This is a genomic window from Fusobacterium mortiferum ATCC 9817, from assembly GCF_000158195.2.
GTDB classification, from domain to species: Bacteria; Fusobacteriota; Fusobacteriia; order Fusobacteriales; family Fusobacteriaceae; genus Fusobacterium_A; species Fusobacterium_A mortiferum.
Genome location: NZ_GL987994.1, coordinates 534,218 through 552,270 on the forward strand (window position 1 = coordinate 534,218; position 18,053 = coordinate 552,270).

General features: G+C 28.7%; 15 protein-coding genes and 1 riboswitch. All 15 genes read left to right on the forward strand.

The genetic code is table 11. From position 1 onward, the window contains the following. The first annotated feature begins 274 nt into the window (after nt 1-274). Nucleotides 275-571, forward strand: coding sequence for a hypothetical protein (locus FMAG_RS12135; protein ID WP_005887080.1), 297 nt, complete (start codon nt 275-277; stop codon nt 569-571). A gap of 219 nt (nt 572-790) precedes the next feature. Beyond that, on the forward strand, nt 791-931 hold the full coding sequence (locus FMAG_RS13950) for a hypothetical protein (RefSeq protein ID WP_005887081.1): 141 nt from the start codon (nt 791-793) through the stop codon (nt 929-931). Continuing rightward, nucleotides 928-2,727, forward strand: coding sequence for a hypothetical protein (locus tag FMAG_RS12145; protein ID WP_005887083.1), 1,800 nt, complete (start codon nt 928-930; stop codon nt 2,725-2,727). Before FMAG_RS13950 ends, FMAG_RS12145 begins: the two co-directional genes overlap by 4 nt. Before the next feature lie 3 nt (nt 2,728-2,730). Next, nucleotides 2,731-3,456: a hypothetical protein gene (locus FMAG_RS13445; protein ID WP_005887085.1), complete on the forward strand. Its 726-nt coding sequence runs from the start codon at nt 2,731-2,733 to the stop codon at nt 3,454-3,456. A gap of 275 nt (nt 3,457-3,731) precedes the next feature. Beyond that, nucleotides 3,732-4,712 (forward strand): Gfo/Idh/MocA family protein, encoded by a 981-nt coding sequence (locus FMAG_RS12155; RefSeq protein ID WP_005887087.1) that lies wholly within the window; start codon nt 3,732-3,734, stop codon nt 4,710-4,712. A 197-nt stretch (nt 4,713-4,909) separates the two neighbouring features. Next, nucleotides 4,910-6,133: a metallophosphoesterase family protein gene (locus tag FMAG_RS12160; RefSeq protein WP_005887088.1), complete on the forward strand. Its 1,224-nt coding sequence runs from the start codon at nt 4,910-4,912 to the stop codon at nt 6,131-6,133. After that, nucleotides 6,130-9,180, forward strand: a complete 3,051-nt coding sequence (locus FMAG_RS12165) for an AAA family ATPase (RefSeq protein WP_005887090.1) — start codon at nt 6,130-6,132, stop codon at nt 9,178-9,180. Before FMAG_RS12160 ends, FMAG_RS12165 begins: the two co-directional genes overlap by 4 nt. Before the next feature lie 201 nt (nt 9,181-9,381). After that, a complete protein-coding gene (locus FMAG_RS12170) occupies nt 9,382-11,403 on the forward strand; it encodes a BglG family transcription antiterminator (protein WP_005887092.1) in 2,022 nt (673 codons plus the stop codon). Between the two features lie 104 nt (nt 11,404-11,507). Further along, nucleotides 11,508-11,933: a PTS sugar transporter subunit IIA gene (locus tag FMAG_RS12175; protein ID WP_005887093.1), complete on the forward strand. Its 426-nt coding sequence runs from the start codon at nt 11,508-11,510 to the stop codon at nt 11,931-11,933. A 20-nt stretch (nt 11,934-11,953) separates the two neighbouring features. Beyond that, a complete protein-coding gene (locus FMAG_RS12180) occupies nt 11,954-12,229 on the forward strand; it encodes a PTS sugar transporter subunit IIB (RefSeq protein ID WP_005887095.1) in 276 nt (91 codons plus the stop codon). 35 nt (nt 12,230-12,264) lie between these two features. Further along, on the forward strand, nt 12,265-13,635 hold the full coding sequence (locus tag FMAG_RS12185; protein ID WP_005887096.1) for a PTS ascorbate transporter subunit IIC: 1,371 nt from the start codon (nt 12,265-12,267) through the stop codon (nt 13,633-13,635). Between the two features lie 24 nt (nt 13,636-13,659). Next, entirely contained in the window at nt 13,660-14,556 is an 897-nt protein-coding gene (locus tag FMAG_RS12190) for a carbohydrate kinase family protein (RefSeq protein ID WP_005887098.1), read from the forward strand. Between the two features lie 3 nt (nt 14,557-14,559). Then, nucleotides 14,560-15,519 carry a ketose-bisphosphate aldolase gene (locus FMAG_RS12195; RefSeq protein WP_005887101.1) on the forward strand — a complete coding sequence of 320 codons (960 nt, stop codon included), beginning with the start codon at nt 14,560-14,562 and terminating at the stop codon, nt 15,517-15,519. A gap of 53 nt (nt 15,520-15,572) precedes the next feature. Continuing rightward, on the forward strand, nt 15,573-16,376 hold the full coding sequence (locus tag FMAG_RS12200; protein WP_005887102.1) for a Cof-type HAD-IIB family hydrolase: 804 nt from the start codon (nt 15,573-15,575) through the stop codon (nt 16,374-16,376). A gap of 95 nt (nt 16,377-16,471) precedes the next feature. Next, nucleotides 16,472-16,558: riboswitch (SAM riboswitch) on the forward strand. Nucleotides 16,559-16,634: 76 nt separating this feature from the next. Then, on the forward strand, nt 16,635-17,915 hold the full coding sequence (locus tag FMAG_RS12205) for an O-acetylhomoserine aminocarboxypropyltransferase/cysteine synthase family protein (protein WP_005887104.1): 1,281 nt from the start codon (nt 16,635-16,637) through the stop codon (nt 17,913-17,915). Nucleotides 17,916-18,053 lie beyond the last annotated feature (138 nt).

An 18,053-nucleotide genomic window follows, 5' to 3' on the forward strand; every position in this document is an offset into this window, starting at 1 on the left:
CTAAAATTTTAGTAGAATGGGATATAGAATTAAAAAGATAAAAAGCACTATACTAAAATTTAAGTATAGTGAGAAAAGTAAGTAAAATCTATTTAGAAATTATAGGAAAATATGGTAAAATAGAGTAGAAAAGCTGGATAAAATTAATAGAAGAAAATATTTATTTCAGAAGTAAGTTTATTTTTAAAAAGATTATTTTGAATTAAATAATAAACTTTATACTTTATTATGAAATGAGTTATTAGAAAGTTTAGTTAAATATGAGGGGGAGAAGTTGGAAAATATAATAGTATGGGGAGGAATAATTACAATGAATTTACTATTTGTATTTATTTCTCCAATATTGGATAGCTTATCAGATAATGAGAATAGAGAAAAATTAGAAAAAAAGTGGTTAAAAGCTTTTATAATAATTTTGATAGTAAGTAAAATAATAACTTATTATATAAATGAATATGAGATTGATAGTCAATTAATATTTGATTTTATTAATGGAAATTTAAAATTTTTATTTAATAAGGGAGAAAATCCAATAATAAATTTACTAGAAATTATAGTAAATATTTCTTAGTCTTTAGAAATATATTTAGGAGTAATTTCAGTTTTAGTTGCTATATATATTTATTTAATAGGATTAAATGATGATTTTAAAAAATATGTATTATTAACTTTATTAGGAGAAGGAAGACCACTTTATTTAACAGTATTTTTGTTAATTTTATATTTCTTTAATGTTTCTCCTATTCTTTTTATTGGGTTAAATATAGTTGTTTTTTATGAGTTATATAATATGATAAAAGAAACTTTTAAAATAACAAATAATGGATATTTTAAAACTAACTGGGATAAAGAAATTATTAACCAGTTACTAAAAATAAGAAATATAAAAGCTTTAGAGAATATGTATTATGAAATAAGAAAAAAATTATGAAAGCTATTTTAGAAAAAGATTTCATTCTTTTAGAAGAAACAATATTTTATTACCAAGAGCTTTTGATGGCAGACAGTTTAAAAGAAATTCCAGAAGATTATATTTTACCTTTTGAAAAAATTGATAATAAAAAACAGGAAGATTTTCAAGAGAATATTAATTTACCAAAAGAATTTAAGAATAGTGTTACGAATAGTGAGCAAGAGAGAATAGAAAGAAAAGAGAATTACGAAAGAAATACTTTAGTTATTAGAGAAATGAAAAAAGCAGTGAGATTTTTATATAAAATATATAAACTGTTAATTAAAGAACCTGATAATAATTTATTTGAAGAAATTTCAGATGTAAATTTAGTATTAGGAAAATATTATTTAGAAAAACAAGAATATTCAACAGCAAGAGCATATTTTGATTTTTTAAAATTAAAATATAAATACTTAAAAAATAATGAAGTGTATTCTAAAGAAATAAAAGAGCTGTATTTATTTAGTGGACTAAGATATTATGAAACGTATTATGAAAAATTATCAGAGGAACAAGAGATAATTATACTAAAATCTATACTAAATCTATTTAATGAGATGGTAGAAAATGATGATATTGAAGATATTTTAAGGTACCAAGAAATTTTTACAAGAAAAAGAGAAGAAGTTGATATGATTTTATTAAAAGAATACACAAGGTTACTTTTGATATTTTTATTAGAAAAAAAGGGGACTAAGAGTAAAAAAGAAACTGAAATAAAAAATATCATAAATTCAATAGAAAATAAATATTTATATGATTCTAACAAATTATTAGAAAAAATATATATTCAAAGTGCTGAGAAAGAATGGGATAGAAAATTTGATATAATTGATTATATTTATAATAAGCCAGATATTTTTGGATTATCAACAGGGAGTATTCCAGTTAATTGTACAAGAGATATAATTTTAAGATTAATGGATAAAGTATATTACAGTATTAGTGATGACTTTATAATAGATAACTATGAAGAGCTAGAAATAAAAATTTCTGAATTAAAATTAGAAAATTTAAATTCTAGGCTTAATGAGTTATCTGATAGTATAAGAATGAAAAAGGCTGAAAAAATAAGTAAAATTCAATTAACAGAGGAAGAATTAACTAAAATTTATAGTTTTGTTAGTGAAGAAAATAGTAGTTTTTATAAATTTTTAAATTTTAATTTAAAATATAGTTTTTCTTTAATTTTTCTATCAAAGAAAAGTGAATGGGAGAAAGATTTTAAAGGGTATAAAACAATTTATGAAAATAGATTTATTAAAAATTTAATAAATACTAAAAGTTACTTAATAAATTCCTATATCAATTTACTAAATGAATTTTGGTTTATTGAATGTATAAAAACTCAAATTAAAAAAATTGAGAATATTGAAGAAATATTCAAGCTAGAAAAAGATAAGTATTTTATACTTTCTAATAACTCAAATAGGAGATTTTTAAATAAGATTGGAATTTTAACTCATTACTTTTCAAATTGGAATATGGAAAAAACTTATATTATAAATAAAAAGTCAATAAAAGAGATTATCTTCTATCTTCCAGAAGGGTATGACAGATTAAAATATACTTATGTAGAAATTGAATCTTTAAAAGATAATAAAGATGAAAAAATCTTAGAGATAATTGAGGGAGAAACTAAAGAAGAAAAAGAGTTAATAAGACAAGGAAGTAGTATTTTAAAAGTTGCTAAGAAAATGGAGATAGTATTTAATGATGAAATTGAAATTTATGAGGTTTCAAATGAAAAACTAAAAGATGAGGAAAGATAGACTATGACAAATACATTTAAAGGAAGTAAGTTTGAAGAGGTTACTAAATTATTATTAGAAGAGTATTTACAAGAAAAATTAGAGGAACAAAAGAAAGTTGAGATAGGATTTGAGGAGAAGAGAGAACATAGATTTGATTTGGGAAACTCAAATTATTTGATAGAGTGTAAGGCTTATGAGTGGACAAAGGAGAATAATAATCCAAGTGCTAAATTATCTACTTTAAGAGAAACACTGTACTATTTCTTTTTGGCTCCAAAAAATTATAAAAAGATTTTAGTTTTAAAGAAAAGTAGAGTAAAAAATGGAGAAACTGTTTTAGATTATTTTATAAGACTAAACTATCACTTGATACCTAAAAATGTAGAGATATTTGAAATAGATATGGATAAAAAACTTCTTGTTAAAAAAGAGATAAATAAAACAGAGATTTTAAAGAATACAGAGGAAAAAGTCATAATAGTTACAAGAAAAAATAAAAAGACAGATAATCCAAGTGTAGATGAAGTAAGAGCTTATATTAAGAAACAGCTAGATGATTTAAAGGCTAAGGGAGTAAAAGAGTATGAGATTGTAGCTGGAAATATAGAAAAAGAAATGAAAATAGTTAGAGCTCCTAAAACTGTATGTTCAGCTATGAGGAGTTGTGGATATGACTATGAAGAGATATACTCTCCACCTAAAAAGAATGGAAGTAGCTTAAGATTGAAGTATATCTTATCACTTTGAAAGTCATTTTTCTAAATAGTAAGTAAGAAGTTACTGAAAAGTTCAGTAAGATAATTCTTTCTTACTAAAATTTTAGTAGAATGGAATATGGAGTAAAAGAGATAATCAAGTTAGAGTATGTTTTTGATGGGGAAAAGGTAATTAGTTCTGTTGAAAAATAGAAGCTTGTATTAGAAAATAGAGTTATTACACAATCTAGGTAGTAGCTCTATTTTTATTTGTAAAAAAATATGATAAAATATATAGGAGAAAATTTGATAAAATGGAGGGATAAGATGAAGGTAGCAATATTAGGAGCTGGATACATAGGTGGTATCATGGCAGAAACAATAAAAGGAATGGCTCATAAGGATATAGAACTATATGCAGTGGGAGCAAGAGATATAAAGAAAGCTGAGGAATTTGCACAGAAGTATGGTATAAAAAAAGCTTATGGAAGCTATGAAGAGTTGGTAAAAGATGAGAAGATAGACTTAGTATATATAGCAACTCCACATTCTCATCACTATCAACATGGAAAACTATGTATAGAGAATGGGAAAAATATTCTATGTGAAAAAGCTTTTACAGTGAATGAAGAGCAAGCTAGAGAGTTATTTAGATTAGCTAAGGAGAAAAATATATTTATAACAGAGGCAATTTGGACAAGATATATGCCATCAAGAGAGATAATAAATGGAATTGTAAAGTCTGGGGAGTTAGGAGAGGTGCATACTATTCAAGCTAACTTAGGTTACCCTATAAAAAATGTAGAGAGAATGAGAAAGCCAGAGCTAGCTGGTGGGGCATTATTAGATTTAGGAGTTTATCCAATTAACTTTTCTATGATGGTATTTGGAGATGAGGTAAAGGATATTCAAGCTCATGCTACATTTTCTCCAGAGGGAATAGATTTTACAGATAGTATTACTCTTTTCTGGGAAGGGGGAAAGATGGCAACACTACATGCTACAATGCTTACAGCCACAGATAGAATGGGATATATCTATGGAGAAGAGGGGTATTTAGCTATTACAAATATAAATAATCCTGAGAAAATAGAGCAATTTGATAAGGAGCATAGATTAGTAAAAACTTATGAGATACCAAAACAGGTAAGTGGATATGAGTATGAGGTAATAGCATCTTATAAAGCTATAAAAAATAGTAAGTTAGAGTGTGAAGAGATGCCACATGAGATAACTTTAAAAGTGATGAATGTGATGGACACTATTCGTAAACAATGGGGAATGAAATTTCCTTGTGAAAATCTATAATAAAAAAGAATACTTAAATTAAACTAACTCAAGGATAACTTTTATTTTAGTTGTTCTTGAGTTTTTTTATTTCTAAATTGAAATATAAATAGATAAAACTAGAAAATTAAAAGTTCTATAAGCTACACTGGAAAATTTGAATTTTGTAGTTAGATATGCTAATATAGAAACAGGATAAAAGTAGGAGGGGTATGAAAATGAAGATTTTACATACATCAGATTGGCATTTAGGGAAAAAATTAGAGGGTGCAAAGAGAATAGAGGAGCAAAAACTCTTTATAGATACATTGGAAAAGATAGTTACAGATGAAAATCCAAAACTTATCTTAATAGCTGGAGATATATTTGACACACCATCTCCAAGCTCAGAGGCTGAAAAGCTATTTTTTGATGCTATGAAAAAGATTTCTAACTTTGGGAAGAGAGCCATTGTTATAATTCCTGGAAACCACGACAGTGCAGAGAGATTGGTAGCTTCTAAAAATTTAGCTAAGGATTTTGGAATTATCATCTATGAAAATCCTTTAGAGGTAAAGGAGATAGGAGAGTATGGACAATTTCAAGTGGAAAGGGCAACTGAGGGGGGACTAATCCTGAATATTGAGGGGGAGAGAGTATTTCTTTACTCCTTACCATATGTAAGTGAAGCATATTTAGATGAGATGTATAAAAATGTCTTAGTTGAAAAAGAGGAGGAGTTAGGAGAGAGCATAGATGGAGATTTAACTTACTCTGAAAAGATAGGAGCTTTATTAAAGAGAGGGGTAGTGGAGGTAGAAAGTGAAAATATTCCTAAAATCATAATGGCACATCTTTTCATAATGGGAAGTGTAGGAGATGGAGATGAGAGAGAGGCAGAGCTAGGTGGAAGTAAGGGAGTGGACTTAGATGACTTACCAGAGGTGGACTATATAGCTTTGGGGCATATACACAAACCTATGAAGTACAGTAGAAAAAGAGCCTGTTACTCTGGTTCTCCAATAGAGTATAGGGTTACAGAGAATAGATACAAGAAAAAAATATTCCTAGCTGATGTAAAGGGAGATTTAGATACAGAGATAAAAGAGATAGAGCTAGAGAACTACAAGCCTATAAAAAAGTATGAGGTAAAAGGGATAGACAAGGCTCTTGAATTATCTCAATCTCTTGTAGGGGTACAGGAGTGGATATATCTAAAAATCGTTACTGATAGGTATCTAGCTAGTAGTGAGATAAGAGAGCTTCGTAAGAATAAGAATATTGTAGAGATAGATGTGAAATATGTAGATGAAAATGAGGGAGAGAATATCACTTACTATGAAAATGGAGAGCTAGATATCAAGGAGAGTTTTAAGGAGTACTATAAAAAGTTTGATGGAATAGAGCCAAGTGAAGAGATGGTAGAGCTATTTATGAGACTAGTAGAGGGGGAGGAGCAATGAGACCACTGTTATTAGAGATAGAGGGATTACAAAGCTATAAGGAAAAGCAAGTAATAAATTTTGAAAAGTTATGTGAAAATGGATTGTTTGGAATTTTTGGAGAGACAGGAAGTGGAAAATCTACAATACTAGATGCTATGATATTCTCACTATATGGAAAAATTCCAAGAACTGCTGAGTTAGACCAAGATAGTAAAAGCTTGAAAAACTTTTTGAATACCTCTTCTAAGAAGATGGAGGTATATTTTAAATTTGCTTTAGATGAGGATATCTATGAGGTAAGTAGAAAGTATGCCCTAGGAAAAAGTAAGGGAGAGGAAGTATTAAAAGAGAAGGAGACTATCCTTAGAAAAAATGGGGAGATAGTAGCTGATTCAATAAAGAAATTGGAAAAAATAATAGCTGAGGATTTTGGATTGTCTGATGATGACTTTACAAGAACAGTGGTACTACCTCAAGGAAAATTTAGTGAGTTTGTAAAGCTAAAGGGTGCAGATAAAAGAGAGATGCTAGAGAAAATATTTACTATGGAGAAATATGGAAAAGCTCTTCAAGATAAGATGAAAAAAGAGATGGATTTTTGGAAGAAAAAAGATGAGGAGCTAGAGGAAGAGTTAGCAGAGCTAGTAGATATAACTGCTGAGAAAATAGAGGAGCTAGAAAAAGAGAAGAGTAACATAGTAGAAGAGATAGAGAGAAAAACTAAAGAGCATAAAGAGATTGAGAAAAGATACTATGAATTGAAAAATCTTAAGGAAGAGATAGAAAAATATAATGAGCAACTAGAGAGAAAGAGCAGACTAGAGCTAGAAAAAGAGAGTATAGAGTATATCAGAGCTCAACTGACTAAGGGAAGAAATGCCAATGAGATAAGAGAGTATATTGAAAAATTGGAGATATCTCAAGGGGAGAAAAGAAAGGTAGAGAATCAGTTAAGGGAGCTAGAAACTCAAGAGGTACAATATCAAGAGGGTATTAAAAAGTTAGAAGAGGATACGAAAGTACAAAAAGAGGAGATTTACAAAAAGGAGTTAGAAAAATCTCAAATATATTTTGATAAGTCAGAGGAGGATACTCTTAACGAAGTCATTGGCTATAAAGGAAACCTTGAATATGTGGAAAAAGGGCTAGAGAGAGCTAAGAGAAATCTGGAAGAAATTCAAAAAGAGATAGGGGTGCATACTCAAGATTTAGCTAATAATACCAATGAATTAGAGGAAAAGGAGAGGGAGTTAGCTAATCTTCCAGAGGTATCAAGGGAGAATCTGAGTAACTATAGAGATGAGATAGAGGAGTATCAAAGAGTTATTAGAGATTATAGAGAGAAAAAATCTCAAAAAGAGGAGTACCTACTTAGACTAGAGGAGCTAGAGAGAAAGCTAGAGCAACTAAAGGAAGAGGAGAGGGAAATAGATTCTCAATTGGAAATATTAGAGGAGGAGAGAAGGGAGAACCTTGCTTATGAGTTGGCTAAGGAGCTAAAAGAGGGAGAGCCTTGTCCTGTGTGTGGGTCTATTCATCACAATAAGATAGAGCATAATAGCAGTGAGGATATAGAAAAAATTCAAAGGGATTTGAAAAAAGCTAGTGAGAAAAAATCTTCAAATATAGCTGATATAGGAAAGGTAAGTGGAAGTATTCTGTCTCTTAAGGAGAGTATTGAAAGATTAGAGGTTATCTACAAGGAAAGAGTTGTAGATGAATCCTATTATCAAGAGATAATCTCAGATAAAGATAGAGTAATAGAGGAATATAGAGAGGAAGAGAGAAAGCTTGACACTCTTGCAAAGGAAAGGGAAAGAGTAAATAGCATAGTTATTCAACTGAAAGAGAAGTGTAAAAATACTCAGAAAAATATAGAGAAATCAGAGAGTAGACTACAAGAGTATCTAGCTGAGATAGATGAGCACAGTATCAGAAAAGCTAGTCTTGAGAAGAGTATAGCTAGATTGGGAGAGAGTTTTGTAGATAAGAGAAAAGAGGAGCTAGAAAAAAGAAGAGATGAGCTAAAAGCAAACTATCAAAAGATAAGAAAGTATGAGGAAGAGATAGCAAGTATAAATAGGATAATAGCTAAAAATGACTCTCAAATAGTTGAGATAAAAGATAGATTAGAGAAGATAAGATTGGGAATAAATAGCTATCAAGTGAAGAGAGATAGTGTAAACTCTCAAATAGAGGAGCTAAATAAAACTATTGAGGAGCTTATCTCTAAATATCACTTTATGACAGTAGAAGAGGTAAGAGATAGCTATATATCTGGTCTAGAAGAGAGAGAGTACTCTCAAAAGATAGAGAGTTATGAGGAGAGCTGGAAAGAGGTAAATGTTCTTTTAAGAGATTTGGAGAGCAGAGTGCAGGGAAAAGATTTTTCTATTGAGCTTTGGGAAGAGATTTCACAATTAAAAGAGAGATTAAACCAAGAGATTTTAGATACTTATCAGAGAATAGAGCAAATTTCTAGTGATATTGCTCTACAAAAAACTCAACTTGCTGACTCTAAGGAGAAGAGAAAAGAGCAGAAAGAGATTAGAAGAAAAAGAGCAATGGCTGAGGACTTGTATAAGAAGTTTAGTAAAGGTGGCTTTGTCAACTTCTTAACTACTAAGAAATTGAAAGGTGTCATTGAAAATGCATCTCACTATATCACTAGAATTACCAATGGAAGGTACAAGCTATATACAGATGATGAGTGTAACTTCTATGTGATAGATATGTTTAATGATGGTATCAAAAGAAAGGTAGGAACTCTTTCTGGTGGAGAGATATTTGTTGTTTCACTATGTCTTGCCCTTGCCCTTTCTAAACAACTACAACTAAAAGGTAAGATTCCACTAGAGTTTTTCTTCTTAGATGAGGGATTTGGTAGCTTGGACAGTAAGCTTTTAGATAAGGTTATGGAAGCTATTGAAAATATTAGAAGAGAGGAAAATATTAAGATAGGAATAATTACACACCTTGAGGATTTAAAGGTAAGAATTGATAGGAAACTGCAGGTGGAGAAGGCTATCTCTGGAGAGAGGGGAACTAGAGTTAAGATAATATAAAAATTTAAAAAAGTTTTAATATTTAAATATTAATTTTGTTGAAAATAAGACTGAAAAGAAATTAATTTTTTCAGTCTTTATTTTATATTGAATAAAATTTAGATGACATAATTTGAAAGAAAAAATTGCCAAAAAATATACGTTTAAAATAATAAGATAATAGAGTATACTTTAATTAAAAAGATTATTTGGGAGATGGAGATGTTAACAAGTCGTTCAACTAAAATTTTAAAGTTTTTATTAAGTCAAGATAAAAAAATCTTCTTAAAAGATATAGCTGAGTATTTTAAGGTAAGTGAAAGAACAATTCGTTATGAGTTGGATAAAATAAATGAAGAGTTAAATAAAGAAAATCAGATTTTATTAAATAAAGGGGAGTGTTTTATAGAGAATATAGAAGAGATAGAAAAAATTTTAAATGAAAATACTCCATATATTCCTTCTTCAAAGGAGAGAGAACTATTTATTTTGTTAAATATATGTTTGATAAGAAAAATCAAACAATCAACTTTATCAGATTTTTTAGATATTAGTATAAGTACAGTAAAAGCTCATTTGAGAGATATAAGAAAAGTTTTAGATGTATATGGTTTAAAATTAGAAATCCTACCTAAAAAAGGATTAGTAATCGAGGGAAGTGAAGAACAGATTAGACAATGTACTCTAAAAGCGATTACATTATGTAAAAGAGAAAAAAGTAAATTTTTAGATAATATTATTTATGAATATCTAGGAGATATAAATCAAGAGGGAATAAAATTATTTATAAATTATTGTCAAAAGTTAATGGAAAAAATAATCTCTGATGAAGCTTATGATATTATTTTAAAATATATAACTTTAGTTATTTATTTTAATAAAAATGATAATAAGATAAAAAATATAAAAAATAGTAATTTTTTGGAAAATACGAAGGAATATGAAGCTATAATTCAATCTAAAGCTCTATTAGAAGGATTTTATGAAATGGAATTTTCAAAAGAAGAGTATTTAAAGATAACTGACTATTTTTTAGGAAGTCATACTTATAATATTACATACTCTTATTATGAAAACTGGGTAGAGATAGAGATAATGGTAAAAAGCTTTATAGAACAAGTAAATAAAGAGTTAGAAGTAGATATAGCAAATGATGAAACTCTGATATTAGGATTGATAAATCACATAAAACCAACTATATATAGGATAAAAAATGGAATAGAATTAGAAAATAGTATTTATGGAGAAGTTGTAGAAAGCTATCCTAATTTATTTTCAATAATTAAAAAAGCTGTTGAAAAATTAGAGAATTTTATAGGGATAACATTTACAAATGATGAGATAGCCTTTTTAACAATTCATTTTAAAGCAGCTATTGATAGAAATATTAAAATAAAAAAAGAAAAATTAAAGGTTTTGATAGTTTGTGGTTCAGGATATGGAAGTTCAAAATTACTAGCTCAACAGATTAAAGATATTTATAGAGTTGAGATAGTAGATGCTATTCCAAGATATTTATTAGAAAAGGTTGAAAGAAGAAAAGATATAGATTTAATTTTAACAACAGTTCCATTAGATAATTTTAATACGAATAGAGATGTAATAAGAGTAAATCCAATTTTATCTAAAGAGGATATTCAAAGTTTAGATAACTATCCAGTTCCTAGAGATAATAAGAAGATACTTTTTTCTCAATTAATAAAGGTTTTAGAAGATAACTCTAATATTGTAGTAACAGAAAAATTATTAAAAAGTTTAAAAAATTTTTTAGATACAAAATTAATAGACGATATTTGTCAGAAAAAAAATACAATATTTGACCTATTACCTGAAAGTAGAATAATTATAAAAGGAAAAGCTAAAAATTGGGAAGAAGCAATAATTGAAACAGGAAATTTATTATTAAGAGATGGGTGCATTAAAGAAGATTATATTGATGAGATGGTAAAAATAGTTAAAGAGTTTGGAAACTATATTCTTTTTGTACCTGGAGTAATATTTCCTCATGCAAAAGCTAAATCAAAAGTTAGTAAGACAGGATTCTCATTGGCAATTTATGAAGAAGGAATAGATTTTATAGATGGTAATAAAATAAATGTAGTAATAAGTTTTTGTTCACAAGATGGTAGAGAACATCTAGATAGTTTGGTAGAAATAATTGAAAATTTTGAAGAAAATGAACTATTAAAAAAATTAAAGAGATGTAAAAATTCAAAAGATGTATTAAAATGTATAAATATATAAAAAAAGGGGAGAGTTTTTTCTCTCTTTTTTTGAAAAAAATCAAATCTTTAATTTTGTTTAAGAATATTTTATAATAAATTAGAACAAAGATGGAGGTAATATAAATGTTGAAAGATATTTTGGCGGATAATATAACTGTATTAACAAAAGTAGAAAGTTGGCAGAAAGCTATTGAGATTGCTGCTACCCCTTTATTGGAAAAAAATAAAATAAAAGAAAGTTATATTCAAGCAATGATAGGAAATATAAAAAAATTTGGTGAATATATTATAATAGCTCCAAATGTGGCTATGCCTCATTCTAGACCAGAAGATGGAGTTAATGAAAGTTGCTTAGCATTATTAAAATTACATGAACCTGTAAAATTTGATAATGGAGAGGAAGTACAATTATTTTTTGTCCTAGGAGCAAAAGATAATAGTTCTCATATCAACACATTAACTGAACTTATGGAAATAGTAGATAATGAGGAAAAAATAGAGAAATTACTAAAAACTAATACTATAGAAGAAATAAAACAAATAATATAAAAAATTCAGGAGGAAGAAAAATGATAAAAATTTTAACTGTATGTGGAAATGGAATTGGAAGTAGCTTAATGTGTGCTATGAAAATTGATGAAATTTGTAAAGAGGAGGGAATAGAAGCAGAAGTAGCTTCATCAGATTTTAACTCTGTAGCTGGAAAACAAGCAGATTTAATAGTAACAGTAAAACAACTTGCTGAACAATTACAAGGGTATAATGTAGCTGAAATAAGAAGCTATACAAACAAGAAAAAAATAAAAGAAGATGTTTTAGAAAGAATAAAAGAATTAGTTAAATAAAAAATAATAATATATAAAGTTTAGGAGGAAGAAAAATGGAGTTTTTAAAAATAATAGGAAATGATATTTTAACAAGCCCAGCATTTTTATTAGGAATTATATCTTTAGTAGGATTATTAGCATTAAAGAAACCTTTTAATAAATTAATTACTGGAACTTTAAAACCAATATTAGGATATATAATGTTGGGAGCAGGAGCAGATTTCATTGTAAAAAATCTAGACCCATTAGGAAAAATGATACAAGAAGGATTTGGAATAACAGGAGTTGTTCCAAATAACGAAGCTATAACTTCAATAGCTCAAAATTTATTAGGTAAAGAAACAATGTTTATTCTTGTAACTGGATTAGTAATAAATATAATCATTGCAAGAGTTACAAAATATAAATATATTTTCTTAACAGGACACCATAGTTTCTTTATGGCATGTATGTTCTCAGCTGTTTTGTCAACATCAGGAATGAAAGGAACAACTTTAATTTTAATTGGTGGTATATTATTAGGAGCTTGGTCAGCTATATCTCCAAGTATAGGACAAAAATATACAGATTTAGTAACTGATGATGATGGAATTGCTATGGGACATTTTGGTTCTTTAGGTTACTATTTATCAGCATTTATAGGAGAGAAAATAGGAAATAAAGAAGACAGTACAGAAAATATCGTAATTCCAGAAAAAGTTAACTTCTTAAGAGATAGTACAATATCTACAGCAATAACAATGTTAGTATTTTATCTAGTAGCTGCTATAGCTGCAGGGCCTGAATATGTTATGACTAATCTTTCAGGAGGAAAAAACTATATAGTATTTGCAATAACTTCAGCTTTAAGCTTTGCTGTTGGAGTAACAATTGTGTATAATGGAGTAAGAATGATACTATCAGAATTAATTCCAGCTTTCCAAGGGGTATCACAAAAATTAATACCAAATGCAATACCAGCAGTAGACTGTGCAGTATTTTTTACATATGCACCTAACGCTGTGTTAATTGGATTTATCTCTTCGTTCATAGGTGGAGTTATAGGAATGATCGTTCTAGGAGCAATGGGAGCAGTATTAATTATTCCTGGATTAGTACCTCACTTCTTCTGTGGAGCTACAGCAGGAATATACGGAAATGCTACTGGAGGTAAAAAAGGTGCAATAGTAGGGTCATTTGTAAATGGGTTATTACTAGCATTTTTACCAGCAGCATTATTACCAGTATTAGGAAGCATAGGATTCCAAAATACTACATTTGGAGATCTTGATTTTGGAGTTTTAGGAATCCTTATAGGAAAAGCAGTAGAAGGTGTTGGAGAGATTGGAGTATATGCAATAGTTGTAATATTATTAGTAATATTAATTGTACCAAACTTTATTAAAACAAAAACACACGTTATAAATGCAAAAGATGAGTATTAATATATAAAAAAGGAAGGTAAAGGTATGAAGAAAATATTATGTGTAGGGCATTCAGCTTATGATATAACATATCTTTTACCAAATTTCCCAGTAGAAAATAGAAAATATAAGGCACAAGAGAGAATAATGGTAAGTGGCGGACCTGCAGGGAACGCCTCTTATCTTTTAGGGAAATATGGAGAAGAAGTTTCATATATTACTACATTAGGAAATGATGTTTATGGAAATGAGATTTTAAATGATTTAAAAAGTGTAGGAGTAGATACAAAAAATATCTTAATAAAAGACGAATATGTTACACCTTGTAGTTTAATTATAGCAAATGGAAGTAATGGTTCTAGAACTATAATAAACTATCGTGAAGAGGAAAAAATAGATAAAATAGAATTTAAATATGAAAATGAACCTAAGATTCTACATTTTGATGGACATGAATTGGATTTAGCTTTAGAAGCAATAAGATTATTTCCAAATACAATAAAAGTATTAGATGCTGGGACATTTAAAAAAGGGACAGTAGTATTAGGAGCTTTAGTTGACTATCTTGTATGTTCTGAAGATTTTGCAAAGGATTATTGTGGTATAAATAAAATAGATGAGGATAATTTCTTGGAAGTTCTTCTAAAATTGAAAGAACTAAACAAAAACACTATAATAGTTACTTTAGGAGAAAGAGGAGCTATTATGGAAGAGAATGGAAAAGTAAGAAAGTTTAAGGCTTTTAAAACGAAAGCAATTGATACAACAGGAGCTGGAGATATTTTCCATGGAGCTTTTGTATATGGATTGAGCAATGGTTTTTCAATTGAAAAAAATATAGAATTTGCTTCTGCATGTGCTTCATTGTCGGTAGAAAAATTAGGTGGAAGAAACTCTATTCCTGAAATAGAAGAGGTATTAGAGAGAATAAAAAGGGGTTAATAAATGAAAAAATATAGCTATAAAGAATTAGGATTAGAAAATACTAGAGAAATGTTTAAAAGAGCAAATGAAGGTGGATACTCAATACCTGCTTTCAACTTTTGTAATATGGAACAATTACAAGCTATTTTAGAAGCTTGTGTAGAAACAGATAGTGATGTAATACTTCAAATATCTGCAAGTGCAAGGAAATATATAGGAAAAGAACTTTTACCACTAATGATAAAAGGAGCGATAGAGGAGATTAGAGCAAAAGGTTCAAAAATATCAGTTGCACTTAATTTAGACCATGGAAAAGAAGTAGATATGATAAAAGAGTGTTTAGATTATGGTTTTTCATCAGTAATGATAGATGCTTCAAAATATGAGTTTGAAAAAAATGTGGAGATAACAAAATCTGTTGTGAAATTGGCAAAAGAGTATGATGCTTCTGTTGAAGGAGAGATAGGAATTATTTCGGGAGTAGAAGATGAACATAGTTCAGATGATTCTCATTTTACTAGACCTAAAGAAGCTATTGAATTTATAGAAAAAACAGGAGTAGATTCTTTAGCAATAGCAATAGGAACTGCTCATGGAGCACATAAATTTAAACCAGGAGAAGACCCTAAACTAAGATTGGATATTTTAGAAGAGATTAAAGAAAAAATAGGTTCTTACCCAATAGTATTACATGGTTCTTCATCTGTACCTCAAGAATATATAAAAAAATTTAAAGAATTTGGTGGAGAAGTAAAAGATGCTATTGGAATTCCAGATGAAGAATTGAAAAAAGCTTCAAAATCAATTGTTACAAAAATAAATGTAGATACTGATGGAAGATTAGTATTTACTAGTTGCTTAAGAGAAAATCTTAAAAATAATCCAAAAGAGATGGATTTAAAGAAAATTTTAGAATATCCAAGAGAAGAAATGAAAAAATTCTATAGTGAGAAAATAAGAAATATATTTAAAACAAATTAAAGTTTAAAAGGTAGCCAAAAGGTTACCTTTTTTAATAAAGGGAGGGGAAATGATTGAGATATAAGATAGTTGTATCTGACTTAGATGGGACATTATTAAACTCACAGCATAGAATAAGTGACTATACAGTAAGTACAATAAGAAAACTTGAAAAAAAAGGAATAAAGTTTGTAATAGCTACAGGTAGACACTATGAAGATGCCAAATATTTCTTTAACCAAATTGGAGTGGCAAAATATTTAATTTCAGGAAATGGTTCATTTATTCATAGTGAAAATTGGAATGAGATAGGGAGAGAAAGCATAGATAGAAAATTAATAAAAACACTATTAGAATTAGAGGTTGAAGAGGGAACTTCGAGAAGTATTTATAAGGGAAAAGATTGGTATACTGATAGAATAGTGCAAGATTATATTGATTTTCATAAAGAATCAAAATATTCTCCTCAAATATCCAATTTAGATAAATTTAAAAATGTGGAAGCTGAAAAGATATTTTTTATAAATCCTAATAGAAAAGTTATAGAAAAATTAGAGAAAAAAATGAAAAATTTAGAATTAGATAAGTATTTAAATATTGCTACTTCTCAACCTACTTGTTTAGAAATAATGAGTAAAAAAGCAAATAAAGGGGAAGCATTAAAAACATTATTAAAATACGAAAATATAGATTTTAAAGAAATAATCTCTTTTGGAGCTGCTTTAAATGATAAAGAAATGTTAGAAAATTCTGGAATGGGAATAATAATGGGAAATGGGGATAAAAGATTAAAAGAGATTTTAAAAGAGTGTAAAGTTATTGGAAGTTCAGATGAAGATGCTGCAGCTAAATTTTTAGAAAATCTTTTTGACTTATAGAAGAGTTAAAAAGTATAAAATTTTTATAGAAAAAATTATTGACAAAAGAAAAGTAAAGGTATATAATCATTTTCAACAAAGAAATAAAAAATAAAAAACCATCAAGAGAAACCGAGAGACTGGCTCTATGACGTTTCAGCAACCTATCAAAAGATGTGGTGCTAATTCCAGACAGATGGCTGATATTAAAGTATATCAATCTCTATTACTTGATGGTAATAGAGATTTTTTTTATATAAACAAAACAGGAGGGATTTTATGAGCAGAGAGGAATTTAAAATTGAAACACAACTTGTACAAGGGAGTGGAGAGTTTACTGAGGGGCAACCAAGAGTATATCCAATATATCAGACTACAACTTATGACTACAACTCTCCAGAGGTTTTAGCAGAGCTATTTGACTTAAAAAGAGATGGGTATATGTATTCAAGAATAGGAAATCCAACAGTTACAGCCTTTGAAGAAAAGATAGCACAGCTAGAAAAAGGTGTGGGAGCTTTGGCACTAGCTTCAGGACAAGCAGCCAATGTAACAGCTATTTTGAATATATGTGGTTGCGGTGACCATATAGTATCTCTAGCAACTATATATGGGGGAACAGCTAATCTATTTAAATCTACCTTGAAAAAGTATGGAATAACTGCTACTTTTGTTTCTCCAGAGGCTTCAGAAGAGGAGATAAAGACAGCTTTTCAAGAGAATACAAAGGTGCTTTTTGGAGAAACTTTGGGAAATCCAGAGATGAATGTAATAGATTTTGAAAAGCTTGTGAGAGTAGGGAAAGAGAAGGGAGTTCCTGTTATAGTAGATAACACTCTAGCTTCTCCATATCTATGTAATCCTATTGAATATGGAGTAAATATAGTAACTCATTCAGCTACAAAATATATAGATGGGCAAGGGGCAGCATTGGGTGGAGTTATTGTAGATGGTGGAAATTTTAATTGGGACAATGGAAAGTTTCCAGACCTTGTAGAGCCAGATTCAGCTTACCATAACTTAAGTTATTGGAAAGATTTTGGAAAAGCTGCATATATAACAAGGGCTAGGGTAACTTTATTGAGAGATTTTGGAGCTTGTCTAAATCCTTTTAATGCTTTTCTTTTCTTGAGAGGATTGGAAACACTACATCTAAGAATGGAAAGACATAGTGAAAATGCTTTAAAAGTTGCAAAATTTTTAGAAAATCATGAGAAGATAGAGTGGGTAAATTATCCTAAGTTAGAGAGCAGTTATTCATATGAAAATGCTAAAAAGTATCTACCTAAAGGGGGAAGTGGAGTTATATTACTAGGTGTCAAAGGTGGAAGAGAGGGAGCAGAGAGATTTATAAAGGAGCTTACTTGGATAAGAAGTGTAATTCACGTGGGAGATTCTCGTACTTGTGTATTACATCCAGCTAGTACAACACATAGACAACTATCAGAAGAGGACCAAATAAAAGCTGGTGTTTTACCTGAAGCAGTTAGATTGAATGTGGGAATAGAAAATGTAGAGGATATATTGAAAGATATAGCTAGAGCCTTAGAAAATATATAATAAAATAGAAGAGGGAACTATTGTAACTTAAGGGTTTACATTAGTTCCTTTTTATTTTGTTTTTAAAAAGATAAAAAGGTAAGTTTTAAGTATAAAATAGCATAAAATAGTATTGATAAAAAAGAAGGTATAAGGTAT